At 32.3% G+C, this 25499-nt stretch carries 22 protein-coding genes and 1 pseudogene; 1 reads left to right on the top strand and 22 read right to left on the bottom strand.

The genetic code is table 11. From position 1 onward, the window contains the following. The first annotated feature begins 53 nt into the window (after nucleotides 1-53). The gene (locus J5G60_RS05690; protein ID WP_150356176.1) at nucleotides 54-470 is read left to right on the top strand and encodes an RrF2 family transcriptional regulator; all 417 of its coding nucleotides are present in this window, start codon (nucleotides 54-56) and stop codon (nucleotides 468-470) included. 29 nt (nucleotides 471-499) lie between these two features. Here J5G60_RS05690 and J5G60_RS05685 read toward each other — a convergent pair whose 3' ends face one another. The 22 genes and pseudogenes from J5G60_RS05685 to J5G60_RS05585 form a co-directional block, all read right to left on the bottom strand. After that, nucleotides 500-1228, bottom strand: a complete 729-nt coding sequence (locus J5G60_RS05685) for a WecB/TagA/CpsF family glycosyltransferase (RefSeq protein ID WP_150356177.1) — start codon at nucleotides 1226-1228, stop codon at nucleotides 500-502. Further along, complete coding sequence (locus J5G60_RS05680) at nucleotides 1229-1882, bottom strand: sugar transferase (RefSeq protein WP_150356178.1); 654 nt, start codon at nucleotides 1880-1882, stop codon at nucleotides 1229-1231. It lies immediately after the preceding gene. A 59-nt stretch (nucleotides 1883-1941) separates the two neighbouring features. Next, entirely contained in the window at nucleotides 1942-2949 is a 1008-nt protein-coding gene (locus J5G60_RS05675; protein ID WP_236035161.1) for an acyltransferase, read from the bottom strand. 23 nt (nucleotides 2950-2972) lie between these two features. Further along, on the bottom strand, nucleotides 2973-4523 hold the full coding sequence (murJ, locus tag J5G60_RS05670) for a murein biosynthesis integral membrane protein MurJ (protein WP_150356179.1): 1551 nt from the start codon (nucleotides 4521-4523) through the stop codon (nucleotides 2973-2975). 14 nt (nucleotides 4524-4537) lie between these two features. Beyond that, complete coding sequence (locus J5G60_RS05665) at nucleotides 4538-5650, bottom strand: glycosyltransferase family 4 protein (protein ID WP_190972164.1); 1113 nt, start codon at nucleotides 5648-5650, stop codon at nucleotides 4538-4540. 36 nt (nucleotides 5651-5686) lie between these two features. Further along, nucleotides 5687-6742 carry a non-hydrolyzing UDP-N-acetylglucosamine 2-epimerase gene (gene wecB / locus J5G60_RS05660; RefSeq protein ID WP_150356180.1) on the bottom strand — a complete coding sequence of 352 codons (1056 nt, stop codon included), beginning with the start codon at nucleotides 6740-6742 and terminating at the stop codon, nucleotides 5687-5689. Between the two features lie 22 nt (nucleotides 6743-6764). Further along, the gene (locus J5G60_RS05655) at nucleotides 6765-7511 is read right to left on the bottom strand and encodes an N-acetyltransferase (protein WP_150356181.1); all 747 of its coding nucleotides are present in this window, start codon (nucleotides 7509-7511) and stop codon (nucleotides 6765-6767) included. Between the two features lie 69 nt (nucleotides 7512-7580). Continuing rightward, nucleotides 7581-7823: pseudogene (locus J5G60_RS19170) on the bottom strand (Gfo/Idh/MocA family protein); the annotation flags it as partial. After that, the gene (locus tag J5G60_RS05650) at nucleotides 7735-8061 is read right to left on the bottom strand and encodes a Gfo/Idh/MocA family protein (protein WP_442870514.1); all 327 of its coding nucleotides are present in this window, start codon (nucleotides 8059-8061) and stop codon (nucleotides 7735-7737) included. The gene J5G60_RS05650 and the pseudogene J5G60_RS19170, both read right to left, overlap by 89 nt. A 170-nt stretch (nucleotides 8062-8231) precedes the next feature. After that, nucleotides 8232-9491, bottom strand: coding sequence for an O-antigen ligase family protein (locus tag J5G60_RS05645; RefSeq protein ID WP_150356182.1), 1260 nt, complete (start codon nucleotides 9489-9491; stop codon nucleotides 8232-8234). Nucleotides 9492-9514: 23 nt separating this feature from the next. Then, a complete protein-coding gene (locus J5G60_RS05640) occupies nucleotides 9515-10774 on the bottom strand; it encodes an oligosaccharide flippase family protein (RefSeq protein WP_150356183.1) in 1260 nt (419 codons plus the stop codon). Between the two features lie 33 nt (nucleotides 10775-10807). Further along, the gene (locus tag J5G60_RS05635; RefSeq protein ID WP_150356184.1) at nucleotides 10808-12031 is read right to left on the bottom strand and encodes a glycosyltransferase family 4 protein; all 1224 of its coding nucleotides are present in this window, start codon (nucleotides 12029-12031) and stop codon (nucleotides 10808-10810) included. A 20-nt stretch (nucleotides 12032-12051) separates the two neighbouring features. Further along, on the bottom strand, nucleotides 12052-13143 hold the full coding sequence (locus J5G60_RS05630) for a glycosyltransferase (protein WP_150356185.1): 1092 nt from the start codon (nucleotides 13141-13143) through the stop codon (nucleotides 12052-12054). Between the two features lie 16 nt (nucleotides 13144-13159). Then, nucleotides 13160-14266, bottom strand: a complete 1107-nt coding sequence (locus J5G60_RS05625) for a glycosyltransferase (protein WP_179978322.1) — start codon at nucleotides 14264-14266, stop codon at nucleotides 13160-13162. Between the two features lie 27 nt (nucleotides 14267-14293). Next, nucleotides 14294-15442: a glycosyltransferase gene (locus J5G60_RS05620; RefSeq protein WP_150356187.1), complete on the bottom strand. Its 1149-nt coding sequence runs from the start codon at nucleotides 15440-15442 to the stop codon at nucleotides 14294-14296. 28 nt (nucleotides 15443-15470) lie between these two features. After that, nucleotides 15471-16955 (bottom strand): O-antigen ligase family protein, encoded by a 1485-nt coding sequence (locus J5G60_RS05615; protein ID WP_150356188.1) that lies wholly within the window; start codon nucleotides 16953-16955, stop codon nucleotides 15471-15473. Nucleotides 16956-16971: 16 nt separating this feature from the next. Beyond that, nucleotides 16972-18084: a Gfo/Idh/MocA family protein gene (locus tag J5G60_RS05610; protein WP_150356189.1), complete on the bottom strand. Its 1113-nt coding sequence runs from the start codon at nucleotides 18082-18084 to the stop codon at nucleotides 16972-16974. A 72-nt stretch (nucleotides 18085-18156) separates the two neighbouring features. Continuing rightward, nucleotides 18157-19476: a nucleotide sugar dehydrogenase gene (locus J5G60_RS05605; protein WP_150356190.1), complete on the bottom strand. Its 1320-nt coding sequence runs from the start codon at nucleotides 19474-19476 to the stop codon at nucleotides 18157-18159. Between the two features lie 125 nt (nucleotides 19477-19601). Beyond that, on the bottom strand, nucleotides 19602-21458 hold the full coding sequence (locus J5G60_RS05600) for a polysaccharide biosynthesis protein (RefSeq protein ID WP_150356191.1): 1857 nt from the start codon (nucleotides 21456-21458) through the stop codon (nucleotides 19602-19604). Between the two features lie 101 nt (nucleotides 21459-21559). After that, nucleotides 21560-22483: a UTP--glucose-1-phosphate uridylyltransferase GalU gene (gene galU, locus J5G60_RS05595; protein WP_150356192.1), complete on the bottom strand. Its 924-nt coding sequence runs from the start codon at nucleotides 22481-22483 to the stop codon at nucleotides 21560-21562. A gap of 37 nt (nucleotides 22484-22520) precedes the next feature. Continuing rightward, nucleotides 22521-23627, bottom strand: coding sequence for a tetratricopeptide repeat protein (locus tag J5G60_RS05590; protein WP_150356193.1), 1107 nt, complete (start codon nucleotides 23625-23627; stop codon nucleotides 22521-22523). A gap of 28 nt (nucleotides 23628-23655) precedes the next feature. Beyond that, nucleotides 23656-25380, bottom strand: a complete 1725-nt coding sequence (locus tag J5G60_RS05585; RefSeq protein WP_150356194.1) for a phospho-sugar mutase — start codon at nucleotides 25378-25380, stop codon at nucleotides 23656-23658. Nucleotides 25381-25499: the final 119 nt, after the last annotated feature.

Raw genomic sequence — 25499 nt, 5'->3', positions numbered from 1 at the left:
GTACCTAATTTATTAATTATTTAAAAATAAATATTTTTGGGGAGATATTGCATATGAGGATTACACAGGAATCAGATTATGGCCTTAGAGTTGTACTTTATTTGTCAAAATTGGGTTATGGCAAGAGAATTGAAGCTAAATCCATAGCTAAAAATGAAAATGTACCACTTAGATTTCTTCTTAAACTTTTAAGGAAGTTAACTCACTCAGGTATAATTAAATCCTATAGAGGGGTTAATGGAGGCTATGCATTAAATCTTATGCCCGAGGAGATAACTCTTATGAGTATAATCAAAGCTATTGACGGACCTATTTATTTAAACAGATGTTTATATGATCCCGGACATTGTACTGCAAATAGAAATGGACACTGCTATATACATAACTCACTTTTAAGAGTACAAAACAGATTGATCAAAGAACTAGAAAGTATCAATTTCAAGGATATACTGGAAAACAAAATTAAATAATTATTACAGTCTAAGCCTGATTAAAAACATTAATCAAACTTAGATTTTTTTTTATTAAAAGCTATCACTTTTAATAAAAATTTTGGTATAGATACCAGCCTCTTTATTCTAGAAGGTTCCTTGATGACTCTATAAAGCCATTCAAGTCCTAGAGCTATCATCCACTTTGGAGCCCTTTTTACTTTTCCTGCAAATACATCAAAACTTCCTCCTACACCCATATATATACTGCAGGGTAGCTCATTCATATTTTGTGATATAAAGATATCCTGTTTTGGAGTACCCATTGCTACAAATAGAGCATAGGGAGCACTGGATTTTATATCAGTAAGTATACTTTCACAATCATCTAGATCAAAATAACCATTATGACTGCCGGATATATTTAAAGGAGGATATCTTTTCTTTAAATTTGTCACACACACATCCAGGACATTCTGCTTTGCCCCAAGTAAATATATAGCTTTCCCCTCCTCCTCACATTTTTTTATTATATTCTCCATGACTTCAATACCGGTTATCCTTTGCCTTATAGGCACGCCAACAATTTTAGAAGCTAAAAGAGTGCCAATTCCATCTGGGATTATTACAGTATTGGCATTCGTAAAATTTTTTAACAGTGCATCGTCCTTAAGTCCATTGTACAACACCTCTGGATTACCTGATACTATATTAACCTTTGAAAATTTATCTATATAATTCATAAGATCTGATTTACTTCCATTGAATACATTGTATTTTAACAACCTAGTAAACATTTAAAATGCCCCTTCACTTTTAAATACGGAAAAGATTGTTTTAAATAAGATCTTTATATCCATTAAGAGGGAAAATTTTTTTATATATGTCAAATCATAATAAACAGTTTTGCCAAGCTCTATTTCCCCTCTTCCACTTACCTGGGCAAGACCTGTTATTCCTGGAGTAACCAAAAGTCTTTGTCTATAAGCCTTAGGATACAGTTTAACCACATCAGGTATTTCAGGTCTTGGTCCTACCAGACTCATATTCCCCAATAACACGTTGAAAAGTTGAGGTATTTCATCCAGACTTGTTTTCCTCAAGAAAGCGCCGGACTTAGTCACTCTGCTGTCGCTTCTACTTTGAAACACAAAATTCTCTAAATTATTTGGATCAATGTTCAGCTCATGTTTTTTTTCCGCATCTACCACCATTGTTCTAAATTTATATATTGTAAAATTTTCTCCATTCTTACCCACTCTAATCTGTTTAAAAATAGCAGGCCCCTTAGAATCCATCTTAATCCAAATTGCAATTAAAATAAAAACTATACTCAATAATATCAATCCTACAGCAGAAAATACAAGATCAAATTCTCTCTTTAAAAAAAACTGTACCCTTTTGCTTTTTATATCCTCTTCAACATTTATTTCTATTTCATCCGCCTGCATAACTTAGCAAGTTCACCTACTCTCCTATATTTTTACTTATTATATCATAGATGTTTTCACTATAAAACTTTTTTTACTTTACTTATAACAATAGATCCAAAAATAGTTATTAAAAAGGCGTTTATTTCAAAACTCAAATTATCTGCATGAATATACCTACTCATATAATATTGAGTATAAAGATACAGTATACCAGACTGAACCAGATATATATCATAAGAAATATCCGATATATATCTTACGATATTCATAATAAATCCCCTGCTAAAGTTAAAACTAAATATAAAAAATATGAAGAATGTAGAATAAACAAGTACTGCCGGTCTCTGAAAAGTGGTTACATAGTCTACATTTTTAACAAATTGATTGCCAGATATAAAGCCGTATATAACTATAAAAGCCGAAATTAAAAACAACACAGATACAAAAAGTCTGTGGCTATTCAATTTTTCGGAAATCCTATCAATATTTTTACCTATATAACCTCCCATTGAAAAATAAAAAAGCCAGTATAATAGATTTTTTTTATTCCAGAACCATTCCTCCGGAGAAACACTTTTAAAATAATATGTATATGCAAGTAAAAGGACTGTAATGATAAAGCTAAAAAATACCCACCATCTTTTACCCATAAATCTATATATAAATGGAAATATGATATAAAATTCAATTATCAGCGGTACATAATAAAAATGATAGAATACATTTCCATAAATTATGTCGTTTATGTCCTCCTGTATGTTAAAATTTTTGGTTATCAGCAGTATATAAATTATGCACCATACTATGTATTGAGGTACCACTCTGAAAAATCTCTTCATTATGAATTCAGAATAACTTCCACCTTCTTTATAATTCACAGTAAGTCCCATGCCTGAAATAACTATGAAGGCCGGAACACAAAACCTGGAAAGCTGATTTATTATGAATGATATATTATACGTAGTAGAATAAGGCATGCATCTGTAGAGCACAGTTGCTGAAGCATGCAGTGTTATAACCGCAATTATTGAAACAGCCCTTATAACATCCATACCCAAAATACGCTTTTTTATTATGCCCACCACCCTCTTTATCTAAAAATAGGTTACTATATTGGAATTTTATCTTTAACTGCATTAAGAATGTACTCATACTCTTCAATTCTGGTAAAATGCAGGCATATAAAGTAAACTGCACTGCCAAGCACAAAAGATACAAAGATAGATATAATATTGCTCCACATAAAAGAGGAAATTTCATTCATGCAAATATAATTTACAGTATATATACATACACCCATAACTGCAGAAGAAAAACTTATCTTCAATAGACCATAAAAAATTTTTTTCATATTCATGCCGTTTAATTTTTTGTTTAAACTTGTCGTCATAAGCATTGTAGTTATAATTGCTGAAATTGTAGTAGCTAAAGCAAGCCCTGAAACTTTCATATGTTTTATCAGAATAAAATTTATGATTATATTTATGATTATTCCCACAAAGCTGTTTATCATAGGCGTCCTAGCATCCTTAATGGAATAAAAGGCCTTATTTAATATATCCCTTATCCCATAGGCAATCATTGCAGGACAATAAAATAAAAGTGCATTGGAAGTCAAATCTGAAGCCGTCAAATCAAAGGCTCCGTGTCTAAAAATCAAATTCACGAGGGGATGTCTTAAAATCCCTATGGCAACTGCTGCTGGTATCATAATTATCATTATTATATTTATAGCGTTGACCAGAGCTTTTTTATACCTTAAAATATCCTTCTTTACTGCCAATTCCGAAAGGGTAGGATATACAATCATGGCAATTCCTATGGCAAAAACTTCATAAGCCAGGGTATTTATCTTATTTGAATAATCGAGCACCGTAACCGCACCAAAATATATGTTATTGGCAAAAGATCTGTTTATAAACAAATTAAGCTGCACCACTGAAGTACTTATAATTATAGGTACCATCAACTTGAACATGGAATGGGCATCTCTATTTTTTATATCCATTACAAATTTATATTTATATCCAAGCTTTCTATACCTTGGAAGGTTTATAGCGAACTGAACAAAAAATCCTATTACAGTAGCTACGGCAAATCCCTTTATTCCATATCTGGATGTTAAAAATACCAGGTAAACTATATATACAAGATTGGAAACCAACGCCATAGCCGCAGGTTCGTAAAATTTTTTATGTGACTGCAATACTCCCGTAACTACGCTTTGAAGTGTTACAAATACAAGGGATAGCAGCATTATCCTGGTTATTTCAACGGATTGACTGTATATGTCCACATTTGCAGTAAATGCATGACCAAATACATACACTATCTGCTTTGAAAATACAATGAGCATCATCGTAATTATAACTGTGAAAAAAGTAGACAAAGTTATTATATTGTTTACAAACTCATTTCTTTTTTTGCTGCTGCTGTGTTCAATATGTTCTGAATTGAGAGGTATAAAAGTCGTAGTAAGGCCATAGCTTATAGTAGTTAAAAGATATACAAGCCCCAGTGAAAAATTATATATATCACTTATATAAGTTGCCCCAAACTTTGCGGCTATGAGAGAATCTCTCACCATTGCCAAAATTTTGCCCCCTATTATGAGAAGCATAACTACAACAGAACTTTTTATTATCTTTTTTCCTGCCATCTAATTCACTCCAACTATTTTTGTGAAATTATTTCATTGTATATATCATTATATTGTCTACAAAAATTATCTATTGAAAATTTTTTCACACAGATATTATACAGATTTTCTCCCATTTTCGCTAGGTATTCTCTTCTATCATAAGCCAACTTCATTTTACTGCTTATACTCTCTATGGAATTGGGGTCGACTAAAAATATGGAATTTTCATCTAAAATTTTATCCATATCACCTACGTCTGGAGCTATAAAAGGTTTTTTTACAGCAGCACTTTCAAGCAGCACTAGTGGAGGCGCCCCTCCCTCACTAAATGATGTCAATATTCCCACATCCCCTGCATTTATAAAATCTAAGGCATTTTCACTATACCCTGTAAGTATTACATCCTCCTGCAGCTTTAAGTCCACAATCAAATTCCTCAGCTTCAATTCCTCTGATCCATCTCCAACTATTATGAGCTTTACATTTTTAACTTTATCTCTAATAATTCCAAAGGCTTGTATAAGGGACATCTGATTTTTTACAGGATGCATTCTGGCCACATTTACATACAAAAAATCCTCTTTAGGTATGTTATACTTTTTTCTTATGTCTTCCCTATTTTCTCTTACAGTGAATCCATTTATATCAATACCGTTGTTAACCCTGAATTTTCTCCCTCTAAAATTTTCTTCGTCTAAAATGTCTTTTATATAATCCGATACACATATGTATCTGTGAAAACTTTTCAATCCTTTTTTGCTGAGAGGAGTAAACAATTTATATTTCACACTATTATTTAAAAAATCATCTCTAAAGTCGCTGTGTACTGTAGCCACTGTAGGAATTTTTATTTTATCCTTTAAAAAATAATGGGCAAAAAATGCCTTTGCACCATGGAAATTGACAATGTCGATTTTGTTTCTGTCTATGTACTTTAACATATACCTGTCATAAGTAAGACTCTTCTTGAATTTTATCGTATCTACATTAAGTCTTTTACTTTTTTCATAAAGTCCCCCTCCACCTAAGGTGCCTATAATACTGTGAAACATGGGATTTGAATAAAGACTTAAATTAAGTACATGGCTTCCACCACCGCCCGTATCATTCCCGGATATAATCTGTAATACTTTTATAACTGCCACCTCCCATTTAAAAGGCTTTAAAATTAATTTTCCAAATCATCTTTTATCAAGTATTTCAAGTATCTTAGAGGAGGCACTGCCGTCTCCAAATATATTCTTCTGCTCCCTTGAAGGTATAAAGTTCAATACAGCATCCAATATTTTTTCTCTGTCAGTTCCCACTATCTTGTTCCAGCCGTTTTCTACAGTTTCAACCCATTCTGTCTCCTCCCTCATAGTTATGCAGGGCTTTCTCATAAAGAAAGCTTCTTTTTGGACTCCACCGCTGTCCGTAACTATTTTTTGTGAATTCATCTCCAGGTTTATCATTTCCAAATACCCCACAGGATCTGTTACCTTTACATTTTCACTGAACTCAAGTCCATAATTCAGCATATATTTCCTAGTTCTAGGGTGAAGTGGAAGTACAACCGTTTTACCGCATTCATTAAGAGCTCCTACTATATTGCTCAATTTATCTATATGATCTGTATTTTCAGCCCTGTGTATAGTAGTTAGTATGTATTCTTTACCCTCAAGGTCAAGTTCCTCTATAATTTCACTCCTGCTTCTCGCGAGCTTTTTAAAATTCAAAATGGCATCAAACATAACATCACCCACATTATAGACGCCTTTTTTTATTCCCTCATCTTTCAAATTCTTTTCTGCAGATTTTGTAGGTACAAACAAAATATTGGAAATATGATCTGTAAGAACCCTGTTCTGTTCCTCCGGCATCTCCATATTAAAGCTCCTGAGCCCTGCTTCCACATGGGCCACTGGAATCAATAATTTGCTGGCACACAGCGCTCCTGCAAGAGTCGAATTGGTATCACCGTACACCAGCACAAAATCAGGTTTCTCCTTTTCATACACTTCTTCAAGTTTTATAAGCATGGTTCCCGTCTGCTTTCCATGACTTCCCGATCCCACGCCTAAATTGTAATCCGGCTTAGGTATGTTAAGTTCTTCAAAAAATACTTTGGACATATTTTCATCATAATGCTGTCCGGTATGTACCAATATCTCACTGTGATGTTTTCTTATTATGTTGGAAACAGCAGCAGCCTTGATAAATTGAGGCCTTGCTCCTACAACTGTCAATATTTTCATGGATATCCTCCTGTTAAATTTATTATTGGTTTTTAAGAAGCTGATCTTCAGGAACGTTTCTAAATTTCCTGGCCGGGTTTCCTGCAACTATAGTTTCTTTTTCCACATCTTTTGTAACTACACTTCCCGCTGCGGCAAAACCATCTTCATTTATGATCTTACCTGGCAGTATAGTTGCTTGGGCACCTATCCTTCCACCTTTTTTAACAGTCACACCTTTAAAATGCTTATATCTTTCTTTGGATCTAGCTGCAAAATTATCGTTTGAAGTTACAACTCCAGGCGCAATAAACACATTGTCTTCAATATCAGAATAAGCCGTAATATACACATTTGTCTCAATCTTGCAGTTTGAACCAATCTTCGAGAAATTCTCCACAGCTGTTCCTCTCCCTATTATAGTCTTGTTTCCTATGCTTACATTTTCTCTTATGGTTGCAAGATCCGCAACGAGTACATTTTCACCTATAGTACATCCACAGTAAATTATAACTCCTGCACCTATAAGACACCCGCTTTTTATTAAAGCTGGTTCGAATTTTTTATCATCTTTGAATATACTGTTTACCGATCTCATTGGCTCCTTGCCTATTACAGTATTATCATCTATTCTCACATTGTCGCCTATTTTAGATCCCCTGTGAATCACCACATTATGGCCTATTACACAGTTGTTACCCAATATGACCTCATCTTCTATGACAGCAAATCTTCCAATAGTTATATTATTGCCAATTTTGGCATTATTAGATATATATCTTTCACACATATTAACTCTCCTATTCTCATATATTTGAAGATTGAAAATTAAATTATTTCATTTCCAATACTAAAACTGCTAGTCATTAATTTTTGCAATGCCTTTCATATCCATAGTTGAAAAATCTTTGAATGGAAATTTAACCGGCATACCTGTAAGCCTCGATTTATATGCTGCCAAAATTATAGACATTCCCTTTTTACCCTCTTTCCCATCTATGAGAGGTCTCGTATTATTGTTTACTGCATCTATCATATCCTTGAAAAGAGGTATGTGTCCAAAGCCATATACGGTATCGGGATTCCCTTCCTGTTTCAGTAGCTATGGTAACCACATCTATGTCCTGGTTCGCAAGCATCTTCTTATAGTCTGTATAAATTTCCGGAATATAAGCTCTGTCTATTTTATCCGCATATTCATTTTTTCTTTTCTCAGCCTTTTCACTTACTACATCACATACTGCCACTAAAACTGCTTCATCTTTATTGGCTGCCAGGGCTTCAACATGTTTATATGAAATCCTTCCGCAGCCTATAATGGCAAATCTCAATTTCTTCATAAAAACACCTCTTAAATATAAATAATTAATCAACTTACAATTGCGACATGTTTTTATTTTTTAACTTAACCTGCTCGCATGCTTTTCATTATAATACATACTCTCTCTTTTGTCACTTTCACCCTTTTACCGCTTTTTTTCTACATTATCTCTACATCTAACCGCTGATCCTAGTGCAAATTATTGATTTCAGTAAAACTATACTCATCCTTTAATTCATAGGATTGGAGTATGGCCATTGTGATCCAAAAAAAGGATATGACTTTTGGTGCAGAAAAAAAATCATCAATTAAATTCATCAATATAAAAACCACAAAAGACACAAAGAACCCTCTATAAAACTTTAAAAAAAATTTATCTTTAACATTCTTAAGAAAATATATGAGTTTTACCATAGATGAAATTATAATTGATACAAATGCAGCTGTTCCAAATATTCCCATTTCTGCTTGCATTTCCAGAAAAATATTATGGGGATGTTTTGGAACAAAATTACTTGTTTTCAGACCCGGTTTTTGATACATGTATCTAGCACATGCTTTTTCAAAATTTCCATTTCCTACACCTATAATGGAATGATCCTTAATTATCATTATAGCTGTATCCCAAATTTTTATTCTAGATGTATTTTGGGTAACATCTGTCAATTCCCTCAACCTACTAGAAATCTGCGGTATAAAAAAGCTGACTATTCCAATGGGGATTAGTGTAAATAAAAATTTCAGGCTGTACATAAATGCAATTATTATACATCCTATCCCAAATCCAAGCCATGCATTCCTGGAAAAGCTAAATAGTATATTCAATAAAAATATGGATGCAATCAATATATAAAGTACCTTCCTCTTTATGTCCTTTTCCTTAATAGCAAGCATTATTATGGGAAATATAATTAAAATAAAATAGGCTCCTAAATTATTAGAATTTTCCAGCGTTGAACTAATTCTGAGTCTGCTTACAGATTCCCCTGCTTGAATCACACCTATTCCTGAAGCATAATCCCATATTCCTATAATTCCTACTATAACAGAAATAAATATATAACAATATAAAATTCCTTTTAAAAATTTCTTTTCAAACCCCTGGCTAAATATTATGAAATATAAAATTATGTAACTCATATATCTCAGAGTTTTATAAACAGATTCCATTTTATAATCTGCATAGATAGATGAAACAGCCATTATAATTATCAGGGCCATTATAGATATACTCAAATAATCAGATAAAAATCCCTTTATACCTCTAATAAAACTCTTTCTCATGTCTTTAAAAAATACAAGTCCTATAAAATATATAAAAAATACTACTAGCATCCATATATCTCCACTAAATGGTATTCCCATAAATTTGAATTTACTATATACTAGCGGCATAATAATTACATACATATAGATGGATAAATACAATATCAACTGATAAATTGCCATAATTTAGTACTCCTTTTTTAAAATTATTCATTGACATATTTTCTAAGATATACATTGGATATGATTGAAGACAATATATAAGTTGAAACTGTAGATAATGATGCCCCAATAGATCCAAACTTAGTTATAAGAACTATATTAAGAACTATATTGACTATACCTGTTATCATTGAATTATAAAAGTTGACTTTCACAAGTTTCATACTGGCAAGCACATTGCCCGATGGTATTCTAAAGGTACCTGCTATAAGATATCCCACAGTCAATATTCTAAAATTGGTAATTGAATCAGAATATTGCTTAGTAAATACAGTTTCCACAATAAAAGGAGCAAATACTATAAGGACAATCGTTATAAATATATTTAAAATAAACAGATACTTAACAAGTATATAATATTTATCTTTAATCCATTTTCTATCATCCCAATGCCTTGCAAAATAAGGATAGGCAAAAGTCAATATTGACATAGGAATAAACATCAAATTAAACGGAATTAACATAGCAACATTATAAGACGCTATTATCTCACTACTCTTGGTTATAGCTCCTACAAAAAAAGTATCCATTAGATACAGCAGCTGCGACATTGCATTTGTAAGACAGCTAACCACAGAATATTTTAAAAAATCCCTTTTTTCTTCCTTGGCGGGATAAGCTATCTTAGCAATCTTTTTCACCTGATTACGTATAAGATATATGCCAATAATAATAGAAATTATATATGCCATATATCTCCCAGCAATTATACCATTTACACTAAAATAATATCCAAAACAAACATTGCCAAAAAAGTACAATAAAGTGTTTGTGATTGTAAGCAGTGAAAATTCGTTATTCCTAAGTTCCGCTCTAAGCAGTGTTTGAATTTCATTAAAAAATATTGTCATAAGGGGAATTGCCGACAGATAAAAAAGCATCTGGGTACTTCCCTCTACTGGCAGTTTGAAAAATACAGTATATACTATAATTGATATAGCTATAAGTAAATTAAAGGCACTTCCTATTTTAACAGCATATTTAAAATAAGATAGTCTTCTATCTTCTCTTTTCTCCATACTGCAGTATTGCAGCGAACTAGACACCATTCCCAGGCCTTCCAGTGTCAAAAATATATTCAATATATTTTGAGCATATGTAAAATCTCCATATAGTTTTTTCCCCAATATTCTAGTCATAAAAAACATTATGCCAAACTGTATCACTTTATTTACAAAATTCGCACTGAATATTTGCACAAGTCCTTTTTTCAATACCAGCTTAATTGTACTTGCATCTTTCATATTAACCTCCAGATTCCGAAACAAATATACTGATCATTTCACAATACTGGAAAGTATATTCTCCAGTTTTCTAGTTATATTATCTCTGGAATAATTTGTTATAGCATATTTCCTTCCATTACTTCCGAGTTTTCTTCTCAATTCATCATCTTTGGATAATTTTAAAACCGCATTCGCCAGATCAGATGAATTTTCCGGTTCAACCACTATTCCTGCCTCAGCTTCTTCTATCAATCTTGCAGCTTCACCATCAACGGCAAGTACAATAGGAAGTTCTGTTGCAAGTGCTTCAAACATTTTTGAGGGAAGGGCACCTTTAAATATATCCAGTTTTTTCAATGGTATAATAGAAGCATCCATGGAGGCAATTATCTTAGGCATATTAGCTTTTGGCTGAACTGGTAAAAAAGTAACATTTTCAAGTTTTTTTTCAGCCGCCATATTTATAAGTTTTTGCTTTTCGGGACCATCCCCTACAAAAACAAATTGTATGTTCCTATGTTCTTTTAAAATTTCTGCCGCATTTATTATAATTTCAAGTCCTTGAGCTAAACCGTGTATTCCACCGTAACAGGCTGCGAATTTACCGTTTATGCCTATAGATTCTCTAAATTTTTCATCTCTGTTCTCTTTTCTAAAAAATTCAGTATCCACTCCATTGGTTATAAGATGAATTTTTTCACTATCAAATCCCCTGTCAATTATATTGTCAACTATTCCTCTTGTTTGGCCTGTAATTGCATCAGCCTTTCTATAACAAAACTCCTCCAGCCATGTAGATGCTTTTATCAACAGCTTATTATGAAGTACACCGAGTTTAACAGCAGATTCAGGCCATAGATCCGATACATTGAACACAAATTTAGCCTTTATTTTTCTAGCTATCACATAACCTGACCATCCTAAAAAGAGAGGGGGTGATTCAGTTATAACTACATCTTGTTTCTCAATATATTTAGAGCCGGTAAATACAGAAGAAAAGGTAAAAGAAAGATAATTTCGGAGTCTTTTTAGAAATCCCTTTTCTTTAGTAGCATATATTCTCGTTCTAATTATCCTTATTCCATCTATTTTTTCTATTACAACCTTCTTGCCTTTATATCCTTCAAATATTTCTCCTTTAGGGTAATTTGGCATAGCCGTAAGTATCGTAACTTCATGTCCAAACTTTTTTAGACGTTTTGCAAACTCAAAAATTCTATTTTGAGGTGCACCTACTTCTGGAGGACAGTACTGTGTCAAAAACAATATTTTCATAATTTCACCACCAAATATAACTATGAATTCACTACATTCTTGTATATAATATCAATTTTATTAAAATTATCTTCTACATTAAAATTATCTTCCACAAATTTTCTTGCATTTTTTCCCATCAGTATTCTCAAATTCCTGTCTAAAATCAGCTTCTCCAGAGCTAGTTCTATATCATCACTGTTCTTCTTTTTAACAAGAATACTTGATACATTAGGATCTGTAGCTTCTGGAAGTCCTCCAACATCCGATACTATAACTGGAGTGCCGCAGGACTGGGCCTCAACTACTGCAACTCCAAAGCTTTCACTATCTAAAGTAGAAGGAAATACAGCTATATCAAATCTATTAAATGCCTCTGCAACCTGTTTTCTATCTAAAAATCCAAGAAACCTAATTTCATCTTTTATTCCCAAATCAACAGCAAGATTTTCTAGATAATCTCTCTGAGATCCCCTTCCGCCTATTTCCAACTTCAATTTTTTATCTGGATACTTTTTATGTAATTTTCCAAAGGCCCTAATTAAATACTCTATTCCATATTTTTCTTCCAGAGTTTTTATTGTCCCTATAGTTATACAATCCTTACTTCTATATTTATCCTCAGATGGCTTAAATAAATTCAAATTGACACCAAAAGGTGTTACCTCTATTTTTTTATCTGTATATTTATTGGTTTCAATTGCCATGACTTTACTTGTAGAAAGTATCCTATCGGCTTTTTTTAAATTGTATTTAAGCATGATTTTTTTTAATATACCGTTTTGTGGAAAATCAAATACGTCACTTCCCCATACCGACAATATAAATGGATGAAATTTAGATAATGCTCCCAATAGTCCATAACTAGTTGCATAGTGAGCATGAACTATATCAGGCTTTATTTTATAAATAATATTTTTCACTTTTGTAATAGAAGATAGATACTTTAATTTTTTTATAGAACTATTTTTTCTAGTTTCCGTTAAATCATAATCCAAAGTGTATACACAGACCCCGTCTATTTTGCCAGGATTCAGAGATATAACATATATATCATATCCTCTATTTTTAAAAAAATCACACAGTTTTTTAGTATGTATACTATTTGCATCGGACAGATAACATATTTTCATATATACTCCTCCAAAACTATTCTTTTAAATCATCTACAACTTTTCTCGCTCTTGCCTCCCAAGTATTGTACCATATAATTTTTTTTATATTATTTATTTTTTCTCCGTATGACTTAGGATTATTAATTATATATTCCAATTGTTTTTTTAATTCTTCTCTTGAATAGTCTATAGCCCATCCTATATCATTATCATTTATAAACTCCCCAACAGATGTCATATTTGTAGCAATTACAGGTTTGCCATAAGTAAGGTAGTCAAACAACTTTACAGGCATAGCAAATTCCCTATACTTCTGAGGTTTTACAAAAATACTAAATAAATCTGCCTTTTTAAAATATGGAATCAATTTGTCTCCTGATTCGTGAATTATATGTATTCTGTCATTAATATATTTTTGGTATTTATATTTTTCTGAATTCCATTCCTTTTCCCTGCAACAAACTGTCAAGCTCAAATTTTTATTCTGATTGACTACTTCAAAAAGATATTCCAGATTATAGAGATAATTTAGTCCCCCTACATAAAATATATTCAAATTCTTTTTCATATCATTTATGTCGCTTTGAAAAGATATTTTATGTTTTTCAGCTGCAGGAGGCAATTCCTCAACTTTTCCTTTAAAATCTATCGGTATATAATCATACATCTTCAATGATGGAAGATAAAAAACATCCAAAAGATACTTATACCTCAATAAATCATATTTGTAGAACATACATGCTATAATTCTCTTTACAAATGATACTGATAACTTGTATTCGTCAAACTTCCAATATACATCTCTATAAAATAATCCAATTTTTATTCCGTGTCTCTTACAAAAACTAAAAAAACCAAAATCTAAAAATGGAAACATTGGAATATGATTTTTTTCAGTTAATATTGTTGGCTCCGTAGAACTTTCCGAGTACATAAAATCATATTTTACTCCATCTTTAATTTTTCTTTTTATTTGCCCTATACTATATTTTCTTTCTTTTCCATATCCCATAACAATATCTACATTATATCCAATACTTTTAAAAGCATTCAGCATCCTCAAAGGTCTTATTTGAGATGCTGACGGCCAATTTTCATTTATTTTAAATGGTATATGAAATATACAATTTGACAATATAATCCATCCTTTCAAAAATCACTTCAATAATTAACTTGAAAGAATACTAATATATAATTCTTTAAGTTCTTCACCAATTGAATCATAATTGAACTTAGATTCAGCATAATTTCTTATGTAATTGGGATCAAAATAATCATAATTTTCTATCATGGATTTTATCCCAATTTCCAATTGCTTTTTACTGCCAGGTTTAACTAATATTCCAACTTTTTCATTTACAAAATCCTCTGGTCCGCCGCACTCAGTTGCAAGTACAGGTTTCCCTCCAGCCATGGATTCTATCAATACGCTGCCAAATGTTTCCTTAATACTAGGCAATATTAAAAAATCATTCCTATCTATTAATTTTGGTATTTCAGATTTATCCACCTTTCCATAAAAATTGCATTTATCTGATATGTGAAGATCTTTACACATTTTCTCATATTTATGCCTTTTAGAACCATCACCTACTATATTAAAATCTATATTATAGTAAGGATTTTCAGTTATAAAATCAGCAAGTGCAGGTATAAAATATTGTAGTCCCTTTACTTCACTGTCAGGCATCAATCCTATAAACAACAAACGCCAATTTTTTTTATCATTATTACCTGTTTGCTTATTATTGCAAAAATATAAAGATGTATCTACAACATTCCCTATTATCTTACTTTTAAATTTGAATTTTAAGCTGGCAAGCTCTTTTGCCAGATATGTACTTACCGTAATTACATATCTGGCTCTTTTATATGATAAATAAAATAAAATCCTATTATAAATTTTATTTGAGAATTCATGAACTTTTGAGGAATGTTCTGTTATTATATATGGTATATTATTAAAGAACTTACTATATATGTATCCTATAAAACCTGCTGTATAACATACATGGCAGTGTATTAAACTTATATTGTTTTCAACTACTATTTTGTTCAACATTTTGGCTGCCTTGATCATGCTGAAAAGCCTCGATATTTTAGCTTTTTTAAAATAATCAGTATTGGCCCTATATACAATTATTTCATCTTCAACAAATCTCATACATTTTCCCCTGTTTATATTCTTGTCATAGGGGTAAAATACAACTGGTATTAATCCAACCTGTTTCAAAGCTTTAACTTGTTCTTTAATGAATATACCATTTACAGGATTCACACTGTCAGGATACCAGCTTGCTAGTATTAAAATCTTCAATTAACAGCACCTCAGATTCTAATTATTTTTAAATTTTTCTGTTACTCGTTATAAGAGCCATTGACATACCCATAGATATCCAAAAAGGTGTATACCACATAATAGTACTGGGTCCAAAAGATAAAAACACTATTCCAAACAAATTTGATGAAAACATAATTGAGTATTTCTTCATCTCCCTATCTGAATAATCATAAGAACGCAGCGGAGATCTTATCATGTTGGCATATATATATATTGTGTATAAAAAAATTGCCACACCAAAATTTCCCAATATTTCAAACCAGAAACTGTGAACATTCAGGACTCCAAAAGTATTATTCATCTTTTTTACATAGTTTTCAATATTTCCAGGACCAAAGCCCAGATAATGTTTTTGAATAATAACTCCATGTACTACATCATAGATAAGTGTATATCTCTCGTTCTCCGATCCTTTTTTGCCCAGCTGCAGTAATTTTTCATCCTGCGGGTTCAAACGATAATCTGAATTAAAAATATTCAATTTGCTCAATAATCTTGAACCTGTTATTTTCCCATAAAAAGGCTGCATATTCGGTATAAAAGAAATTCCTAAAAATACCGCTATGGTAACAGTTGCCAAAATTGCAAGTCTTTTTATATTATACACACTTCTATTATTTGAGAAAGAATAGAAAATTATCATAAATAATAATACAATAAATATAGTAATCCAGGCTGTTCTGGATCTAGTAAATATTAAATTTAACTGACTTATGAAATATAACAACAAATAGATCCTTTTATTAAATCTGCTATTGGTGAATAGCCATGCTCCAATTAATATCGTCATGCCTATAACTAAAAATGCTGCATAATTATTGGGATTGTAAAAAAACACAACTGGTATCTTTTTAACATAACTTATCTGGGTTACTATAGGATCCCACTCTTCAAAATGATTTCTAACTCCATACCTTACTCCAAATATTTCCAATGTTCCAAGAAACAATACGCCCATATATATATATTCTAAAAGCTTTAGGCTCTTATTCATGACTGTTCTAGATCTATTTTCCCAAATCATCATAATCATAAGGGATATCATAATAAAAAAATTAAATATATACTTAATGGACAACTTTTTATCTTCAGAAATAAAAAAACCAAACAGCATATATACAATGAATATACTGATAAAAATAAAATACTTATTATTCTTAATTAAATCAAAACCAATATTATTATAGTGTTTCACAAAACCATATATGAAAAATAGCATATATATAAACAAAGTCACATAAAAATAATATACTTCATATCTACTTCCTATGGGTATCTTCAGTGAAAAATTTATAATAGCAAACAATAATGTAGAAAAATATATAAGATCCAATTTGCAGGTAATAAATTTCTTATAAATTATAGTAACATAAAAAGCTGCAAATAACTGGACTACAATCAAACTTGGAAACATAAGGTAATTTGCTATTAAACTCAAGATAATTAATATGTATACAATTCTGCTTTGGCCATTAGAAGCTGTTTTCATCAACATTTCCACCTTTTCATTTATTACTGAGTATTTTGTCTACATCTACCATATCCATAGTTGAAAAATCTTTGAATGGAAATTTAACCGGCATACCTGTAAGCCTCGATTTATATGCTGCCAAAATTATAGACATTCCCTTTTTACCCTCTTTCCCATCTATGAGAGGTCTCGTATTATTGTTTACTGCATCTATCATATCCTTGAAAAGAGGTATGTGTCCAAAGCCATATACGGTATCGGGATTCCCTTCCTGTGTCCTTGACATCTCATCATCTACGTCCCTGTGATCTGCAAATTCCCAGGTCTCTATCTTATTTACTGCAAGTCCGCCTATGCACACGGTGCCTTTTTCTCCAAATATGCTGAGGGTTTCTTCCAGATTCTTTGGATAAACACAGGCACTTCCCTCCACTATTCCTATGGAGCCATTTTTGAATCTTATTATAATCGCCCCAAAATCCTCCGCCTCTATATTTCTTATAAAGGTATCACACTGGGCATATACACTATAGATTTCTCCACCCATCATCCACTGGAGTAAATCTATATTGTGTATACACTGATTCATCAGTGTGCCTCCATCGAGTTTCCAGGTCCCTCTCCAGGGAGCCTGATTGTAATAGTCCATATCTCTGCTCCAGAGTATTCTGGCCGTGCCGTTTACAAGCCTGCCGAACCTGTTTCCCTCCACAGCTTCTCTAAGCTGCTGCACCGGCTTGTTGAACCTGTTCTGATGACATATGCACAGCTTTACATGGTTTCTTTCAGATGCTTCTATCATCGCATCTGCATCCTGTATAGAAAGTGCCATGGGCTTCTCGCATATGACATTTTTATTCTTGTCCATACAGTAGATGGCTATTTCAGGATGATATCCACTTTCAGTAGCTATGGTAACCACATCTATGTCCTGGTTCGCAAGCATCTTCTTATAGTCTGTATAAATTTCCGGAATATAAGCTCTGTCTATTTTATCCGCATATTCATTTTTTCTTTTCTCAGCCTTTTCACTTACTACATCACATACTGCCACTAAAACTGCTTCATCTTTATTGGCTGCCAGAGCTTCAACATGTTTATATGAAATCCTTCCACAGCCTATAATGGCAAATCTCAATTTCTTCATAGAAGTAACCTCTCTCTCTTTCTTTATCAATAGTATAAGTCCTACAAATTAGGACTTATACAAATTTCACTTTTATAATTTATGAATTTTATTTCTGTTGTTCTTAACATCTTTTGTAGCATTTCTGGTATCATATACAAGTTTTGCCCTTTCCACAATCCGCTCATAATCATAACAGCTGTGGTTTGTAGTTATAATTACTATATCACTTTCATCTATAACTTTTTCCCAGTCAACACTGTGATATTCTTTTCCCTTGTGCTTAAAATTCGGTATATAGGGATCATTTATTATGATATCCGCACCATTTGCTTCAAGATGTTCTATTACCTTGAGAGCAGGTGACTCCCTCATATCATCTATATCATTTTTATATGCTACTCCCATAAGGAGTACTTTTGCCCCATTCATGGCCTTTTTCTCATACTTGTTCAAAAGTTTCATGGCATTGTCCACTACAAATAGAGGCATTGAATCATTTATGTCTCCAGAAGTCTCTATAAGCTTAGTGTGAAAATCATACTCTTTTGCCTTCCATGAAAGATAAAATGGATCAAGTGGTATACAATGTCCTCCTAATCCCGGTCCCGGATAAAATGGCATAAATCCATAGGGCTTAGTCTTTGCCGCCTCAATTACTTCCCATATGTCTATTTTCATTCTATTACATAATATTGCCATTTCATTTATAAGTCCTATATTTATATTTCTAAATGTATTTTCAAGTATCTTCTCCATTTCAGCTACTGCCGGCGAAGATACCGTAAACACATCACTATTAAGTACACTTTTGTAAAGAGCTGCTGCAACTTCCGTACATTCGGGTGTACAGCCTCCAACTACCTTGGGTGTATTTTTGGTCTTGTATTTTTTATTCCCGGGATCAACTCTTTCAGGTGAAAATGCCAAAAAGAAATCCTCTCCACATTTCAATCCACCTTTTTCAAGTATAGGTTTCAGCACTTCTTCTGTTGTTCCAGGGTATGTAGTACTTTCAAGTACTACAAGCATTCCTCTGTGAAGATATTTCGCCACACTTTTAGTAGAATCAACTACATAGGACAAATCCGGCTGTTTGTATAGATCAAGTGGTGTGGGAACAGATATCGTAACTGCATCCACGTCCTTAACAAATCCAAAATCAGTAGTTGCCTTAAGTTTTCCTGCTTCAACAAGTTTGGATAAATCTGAATCAACTATATCGCCTATATAATTATTCCCTTTATTTACCATTTCTACTTTCTTATCCTGAACATCAAATCCTATAACATTAAATCCTACTTTTGCTTTCTCCACAGCAAGGGGAAGTCCTACATATCCTAAGCCTACCACTCCCAGCTTAGCAGTTCTATCCTTCAATTTTAATATCAATTCATCTTTTAATTGTGACATTTCTTTCCTCCCGAGTTCTATAATTTATATAAGTTCACCATATAGTTTTGTAACTTTTTTGGCATTTGTATTCTACGTAAAATACTTTTGGATTGTATTCTTTCCTGTATTGCCTCCCTGTCTGTTTATGCAGATTCCTCCTCATTTTTCTTTCTCCTATAAGTCGGAACCTTTTCCTCCATAAGCTTAAATATATCTTCCCTGCTTCCAACAACAGCTCTTTCAAATTGTGCTATGGATTGTTCCACAAACTTAATATCTACATTATCCGATTTTTCTACAAATATTTTATTGTGTTCCGTTGCAGTAAGTGCTATTTCATTCATAAGTGGTTCCTCATATAACTTTTCTCCGGGCCTCAATCCAGTATACTCTATTTTAATGTCAACATCAGGCTTATACCCGGAAAGTGTTATCAAGTCTCTTGCCAAATCAACTATTTTAACTGGCTTACCCATATCCAGAACGAATATCTCGCCTCCATGGGCTATAGCTCCGGCCTGTATAACCAGCTGGGCAGCCTCAGGTATTGTCATAAAAAATCTGTTTATCTCTGGATGTGTAACAGTAACCGGTCCCCCATGGGATATCTGTTTCTTGAAAAGTGGTATAACCGATCCATTGCTGCCAAGGACATTTCCAAATCTGACAGCAACGTATTCAGTACTACTTATTTGATCAAAAGCCTGAACCATGATTTCACAAAATCTCTTGGTAGCTCCCATAATATTGGTAGGATTAACAGCCTTGTCTGTGCTTATCTGGACAAATTTTTTGACATTGAATTCATTGCAGCATTTAAGTACATTATAAGTTCCTATTATATTGTTCTTTATTGCTTCTTCTGGATTCAATTCCATAAGCGGAACATGCTTATGGGCAGCAGCATGAAAAACCACATCTGGCTTATATTGTGAAAATATGCTTCTCATTCTATTTATATCCCTTATAGATGCTATTATAACTTCTTTATTCAACTCCGGATGATTGTAGTTCAATTCCATTTGAACACTGTATACATTATTTTCATATATATCCAGTATCAATAATTTTCTTGGATTGAACTTCGATATCTGCCTGCATAATTCTGAACCTATAGAACCGCCGCCTCCAGTTACCAATATTACTTTATCCCTTATGTACTTGTTTATATTACTGTTATTTAATTTTACCTCTTCTCTTCCAAGCAGATCCTCTATATTGACATCTCTCAGTTTGCTTATATTCACTCTTCCATCTACAATTTCATATATACCAGGAAGTGTTTTTAGCTTGCAATCGGTTTTTTTGCATATATTTATAATATTCCTCTTCGCATCTATATCCACGGAAGGAATTGCAATTATTATCTCTTCAACTTCCTTCCTTTTGCAAATATCTACAATATCATCTCTTCCCCCTAGTACCTCAATTCCACTTATAAACTTTCCCTTCTTGGAAACATCATCGTCAATAAGTCCCACTATATCGTAATTTAGATTATTATGTCTTTTTATCTCCTTTATCAGTATTGACGACGCATCACCTGCCCCTATTATTAAAAGCTTCTTACATCTTTTCCTTACTTCCTTTTCTCCCTTGCTCTGATCCACTATCCTTATTAAAAATCTGGTTCCACCCAATGTAATTACAGATAATATCCAAAAAATTATATGTACGGAAAATGGAAATCTATAATACCTATTCTCCAAAAATCTAAAATTTACAAAATGACTGTAAATCACAAATACAACATTTGAAAGTGAAATAGAATATATTATAGACATCAATTCCTCTATAGAGGCATACTTCCATATGCTGTTGTACAATTTAAAAAACTTATTAAATATAAGTGTTATGGCTATTACTGGAATTAAAGAAAGCTTCAAAAAGCCCATATATTCATCAGGTATCTTAAAGTCGAATCTTAAAAGCAGTGCAAAATACAACGAACCAACCAGTAAAACTATATCATATATAATAAGTTTTCTATCTTTCTGCATACCAACACTTCCTAAAGTTTTTTGCAAAAGTTTTAGACAAAACTCCCTTTTTCTATTTTACCTCATAATAAAAATTATTCAACATAATTTTATTTACGAATTTATGAACTTATTTTGTCAGATTTATCTATTATCTCCTCGTTTACTTTCTTAAATAATTCGGTTTTTTTCAAATCCAGAAGGTATTTCATAAAAGGCTTTTTAAGTTCATCCCTCTTCAAAGCATATTCTACAGTAGCCTGCAGGAACCCCAATTTGTCACCTACATCATATCTTCTCCCTTCAAAAGCATATGCATACATGGCTTCATTTTGAGCAAGTGTCCTGAGGGCATCTGTAAGTTGAATTTCTCCTCCTTTTCCAGGAGTGGTATTGTCAAGTATTTCAAATATAGATGGAGTTATTATATATCTGCCGAGTATAGCTATATTGGAAGGAGCTTCTTCCACTTTAGGTTTTTCTATTAAATCTTTAACCTTATATACTTTATTTTCTATATACATACCCTTAACTATACCGTATTTATAAACCTCGTTTTTATCTACTTCCTGAACTCCTATGATTGAAGTCTTATATTCATCGTAACAAGCTATAAGTTGTTTCAAGCAGGGAACTTTACTGTCTACAACATCATCTCCAAGCATTACTGCAAAAGGTTGATTACCCACAAAGGTCTTAGCACAACTTATGGCATGACCTAGTCCCCTAGGCTCTTTTTGCCTTATATAGTAAATATCCGCCATATTGGATATATCCTGCACCATCTTGAGAAGATCACCCTTACCTTTACTGTCCAGTTCTTTTTCAAGCTCCACAGATTTATCAAAATGATCCTCTATTGCCCTTTTATTTCTTCCGGTTATTATAAGTATCTCTTCTATTCCAGAGGCCACTGCCTCTTCTATAATATACTGTATAGTAGGCTTATCTACTATAGGAAGCATTTCTTTAGGTTGAGCTTTGGTAGCAGGTAAAAATCTTGTTCCAAGCCCCGCTGCCGGTATTATAGCCTTTTTTACATTCATTTTAAAGCATCCTTTCCATAATTTATTTAATACGTCTTTATTCTAAATGTTTTTTCGAATTGGGTATATTTTTGATTATATTCTCCAATTGAATTACTACCTCATCTTTTGGATTCAACTTTTTTGCCATCTCCAAATGAATTTTTGCATCTTTTAAATTTCCCAAATTTAAATAGCACATTATGAGATTCGTACATATTTCCACAGACTTAGTAGCTTCAAAAGCCTTCCTTAAATAAGCTACAGCAGTTTCGTAATCCCCTAAAGAAGCATAATTTATTCCCATTTCATTCACAATTTCCACTATACTGCTGTCTATATTTAAAGCTTCATTTAGATAATAAATTGCTTTTTCATAGTTTTCAAGCATCCTATAGGCAACAGCTATATAGTAGTATAAAAGAGCGCTGTCACCTAAGGTATCCATGAGTGGTATCAACAGCTTTAAGGCCTTTGTAGGATTAGCCGGTGTACCTTCTAAAAGCTCTTTCCCTCTGTCATAATTCACAATGGATATCAGCCACTGCTTTAAATCCGTTACCTCTATGGTTTCTTTGCCGCCATTTTTTATATAGGAATTTATACAAAATAATGCCCTCTCATAATCCCCATCTTCTTTTTTTAAAATGGCTTCATAAAAATATGGAAGTGCATAGTTTTCTTTGCCTTCAGCCTTTTCCAGAACATTTAATTCCTCTTCTCTATATACATTATTTTTCTTTCTCATTTCATCTACCATAATTATAAGTTTGTCATATATTTTTTTAGTATCTTCTAAAACAGACAGTCCTTTTAAATTTATATAAGCGTCCTCATAGTCTTTATCTTTAATATTTTTAGAAATTACACCCTTTATAAATTTATTATTGTCCTCATGGCTTATCAATATATCTTTATAATATTTGTCAAATTTGAAATTTTCGTCTGCGCCCAATACATAGTACATTCCTTCAATAAAATATCCTACAGGTATTTCATCCATATTCCTCTTGAATTTAATATTATTTACTATATATTTAGAATTAACAGGCAAATATATGTTTTCTGAAATTCTAACTCCAAATATCTTTTCCACATTTCTCTTGCTGATTTCAAGAAATAAAAATCCAGATAACTTCTCTGCAAAATATGATCTTATATCCATAAATTTTTATCACCTACACCGTTTATCATCAATCTGCATTTCTAATTATATCCATGACGTTTTTTTCCAGTACTGTCATCTTATTTTGGGAATCCTCAAGGCTTCTGCCTATTACAGAAAGATATATTTTTATTTTGGGTTCTGTTCCTGAAGGCCTTACCACAAACCAGGATTTATCCTCCATAATAAATTTAAGTACATTTGATTTAGGAAGCTCTATATTCTTTTCACTTATATTCACCAAATCTTTTTCCACACTCAATTTATAATCCAGTTTTTTAACTATTTTCACATCTCCAAGTACTCTTTTCATTGAATGCCTGAGGCAATGCATTATTGTCTCGATTTTTTCATGCCCTTTCTTTCCCTTAAGTTCTATTGGTATAAGCTTTTCCCTGTAAAAGCCATATTTTTTATAAAGATCTATCAAAGCTTCATAAAGACTTTTACCTTTCATTTTATAGTACAAAGTCATCTCACATACTAAAGTAGATGCAATCACTGCATCTTTATCCCTTACAAAATCTCCAGCTAAGTATCCATAGCTTTCTTCAAAACCAAATATATATTTTTTATCTCCCTCTTCTTCAAATTCTTTTATTTTCTCTCCTATATATTTGAATCCAGTGAGTACATTTATCAAATTGACTTTATATTCTCTTGCTATATCAGCTGCCATTTCTGTAGTAACTATAGTTTTAACTATTTCACCATTTTCAGGAAGCTTATTAAATTCCTTCAAAGAAGATAGAATATAATCGGTCAGAAGCACTCCAACCTGATTTCCTGTAAGTACTCTGTATTCACCCAGAGAATCTTTTACAACTACACCAAGTCTATCACAATCCGGATCTGTCCCAAATATTATATCCGGCCTTATATCTTTTGCCATATCTAGGGCAAGATGAAATACTTTTGGATCCTCTGGATTTGGATAAGCTGCCGTTGGGAAATTCCCATCTGGTTTCTCCTGTTCCTCAACCACAAATACATTTTTATATCCAAGTTCCTTTAGAGTTCTTCTCACCGGAATGTTTCCAGTTCCGTGAAGAGGTGTATATATAACTTTCAGATTTTCTGCATGAGAACGTACGAATTCTTTTCTTATCACCAGATTCTTCACTTTTTCTATATAAGACGTATCTATTTCTTCCCCTATAATATGTAGAAGATCTCTATTCTCAGCTTCATCCATACTGATGTGTTTTATCTCTGAAAAATCTTCAATACTCTCTATATTTGAAAGTATTTCATTTGCCCAGTCATCCGTTATCTGGCCGCCGTCTTCACCATATACTTTATATCCATTATATTGTTTTGGATTGTGGGATGCTGTTATGACAATGCCAGCTTTACATTTTAATTCTCTTACTGCATAAGAAAGCATTGGCGTAGGATGAAGTGTTTTAAAAAGATTTACCTTTATTCCATTTGCGCATAAATTACATGCTGCAGTCTGTGCAAATTCCCTGGACATTATTCTGCAGTCATAGGCTATTGCCACGGAAATATCTTTTTTATATTTTTTTATAAGATATTTAGACAACCCTTCCGTAGCTTTCCCAACAGTATATATATTCATTCTATTTGTACCCAGACCTATTATTCCTCTAAGTCCACCTGTACCAAATTCTAAATCTTTATAAAATCTATCTTCTATCTCTCTTTCATCATTTATGTTTTTTAATTCGAATTTTCCTTTCTCATCTATATAAGGTGAGTTCAGCCAATATTCATATTTCTCTCTATACATACCATTTCCCCCTATATGCACTATTTAATAAGTACTATTATACTATAAAACAAGATTAAAAACACTTAAGCCATATATTTTTACTATAGTTTTACTTTATACATTTATATGAAATATTA

This window comes from Clostridium sp. HV4-5-A1G (genome assembly GCF_900184915.1).
Lineage (GTDB): Bacteria > Bacillota > Clostridia > Clostridiales > Clostridiaceae > Clostridium_B > Clostridium_B aromativorans.
This window is presented reverse-complemented; position numbering and strand designations above follow the sequence as displayed.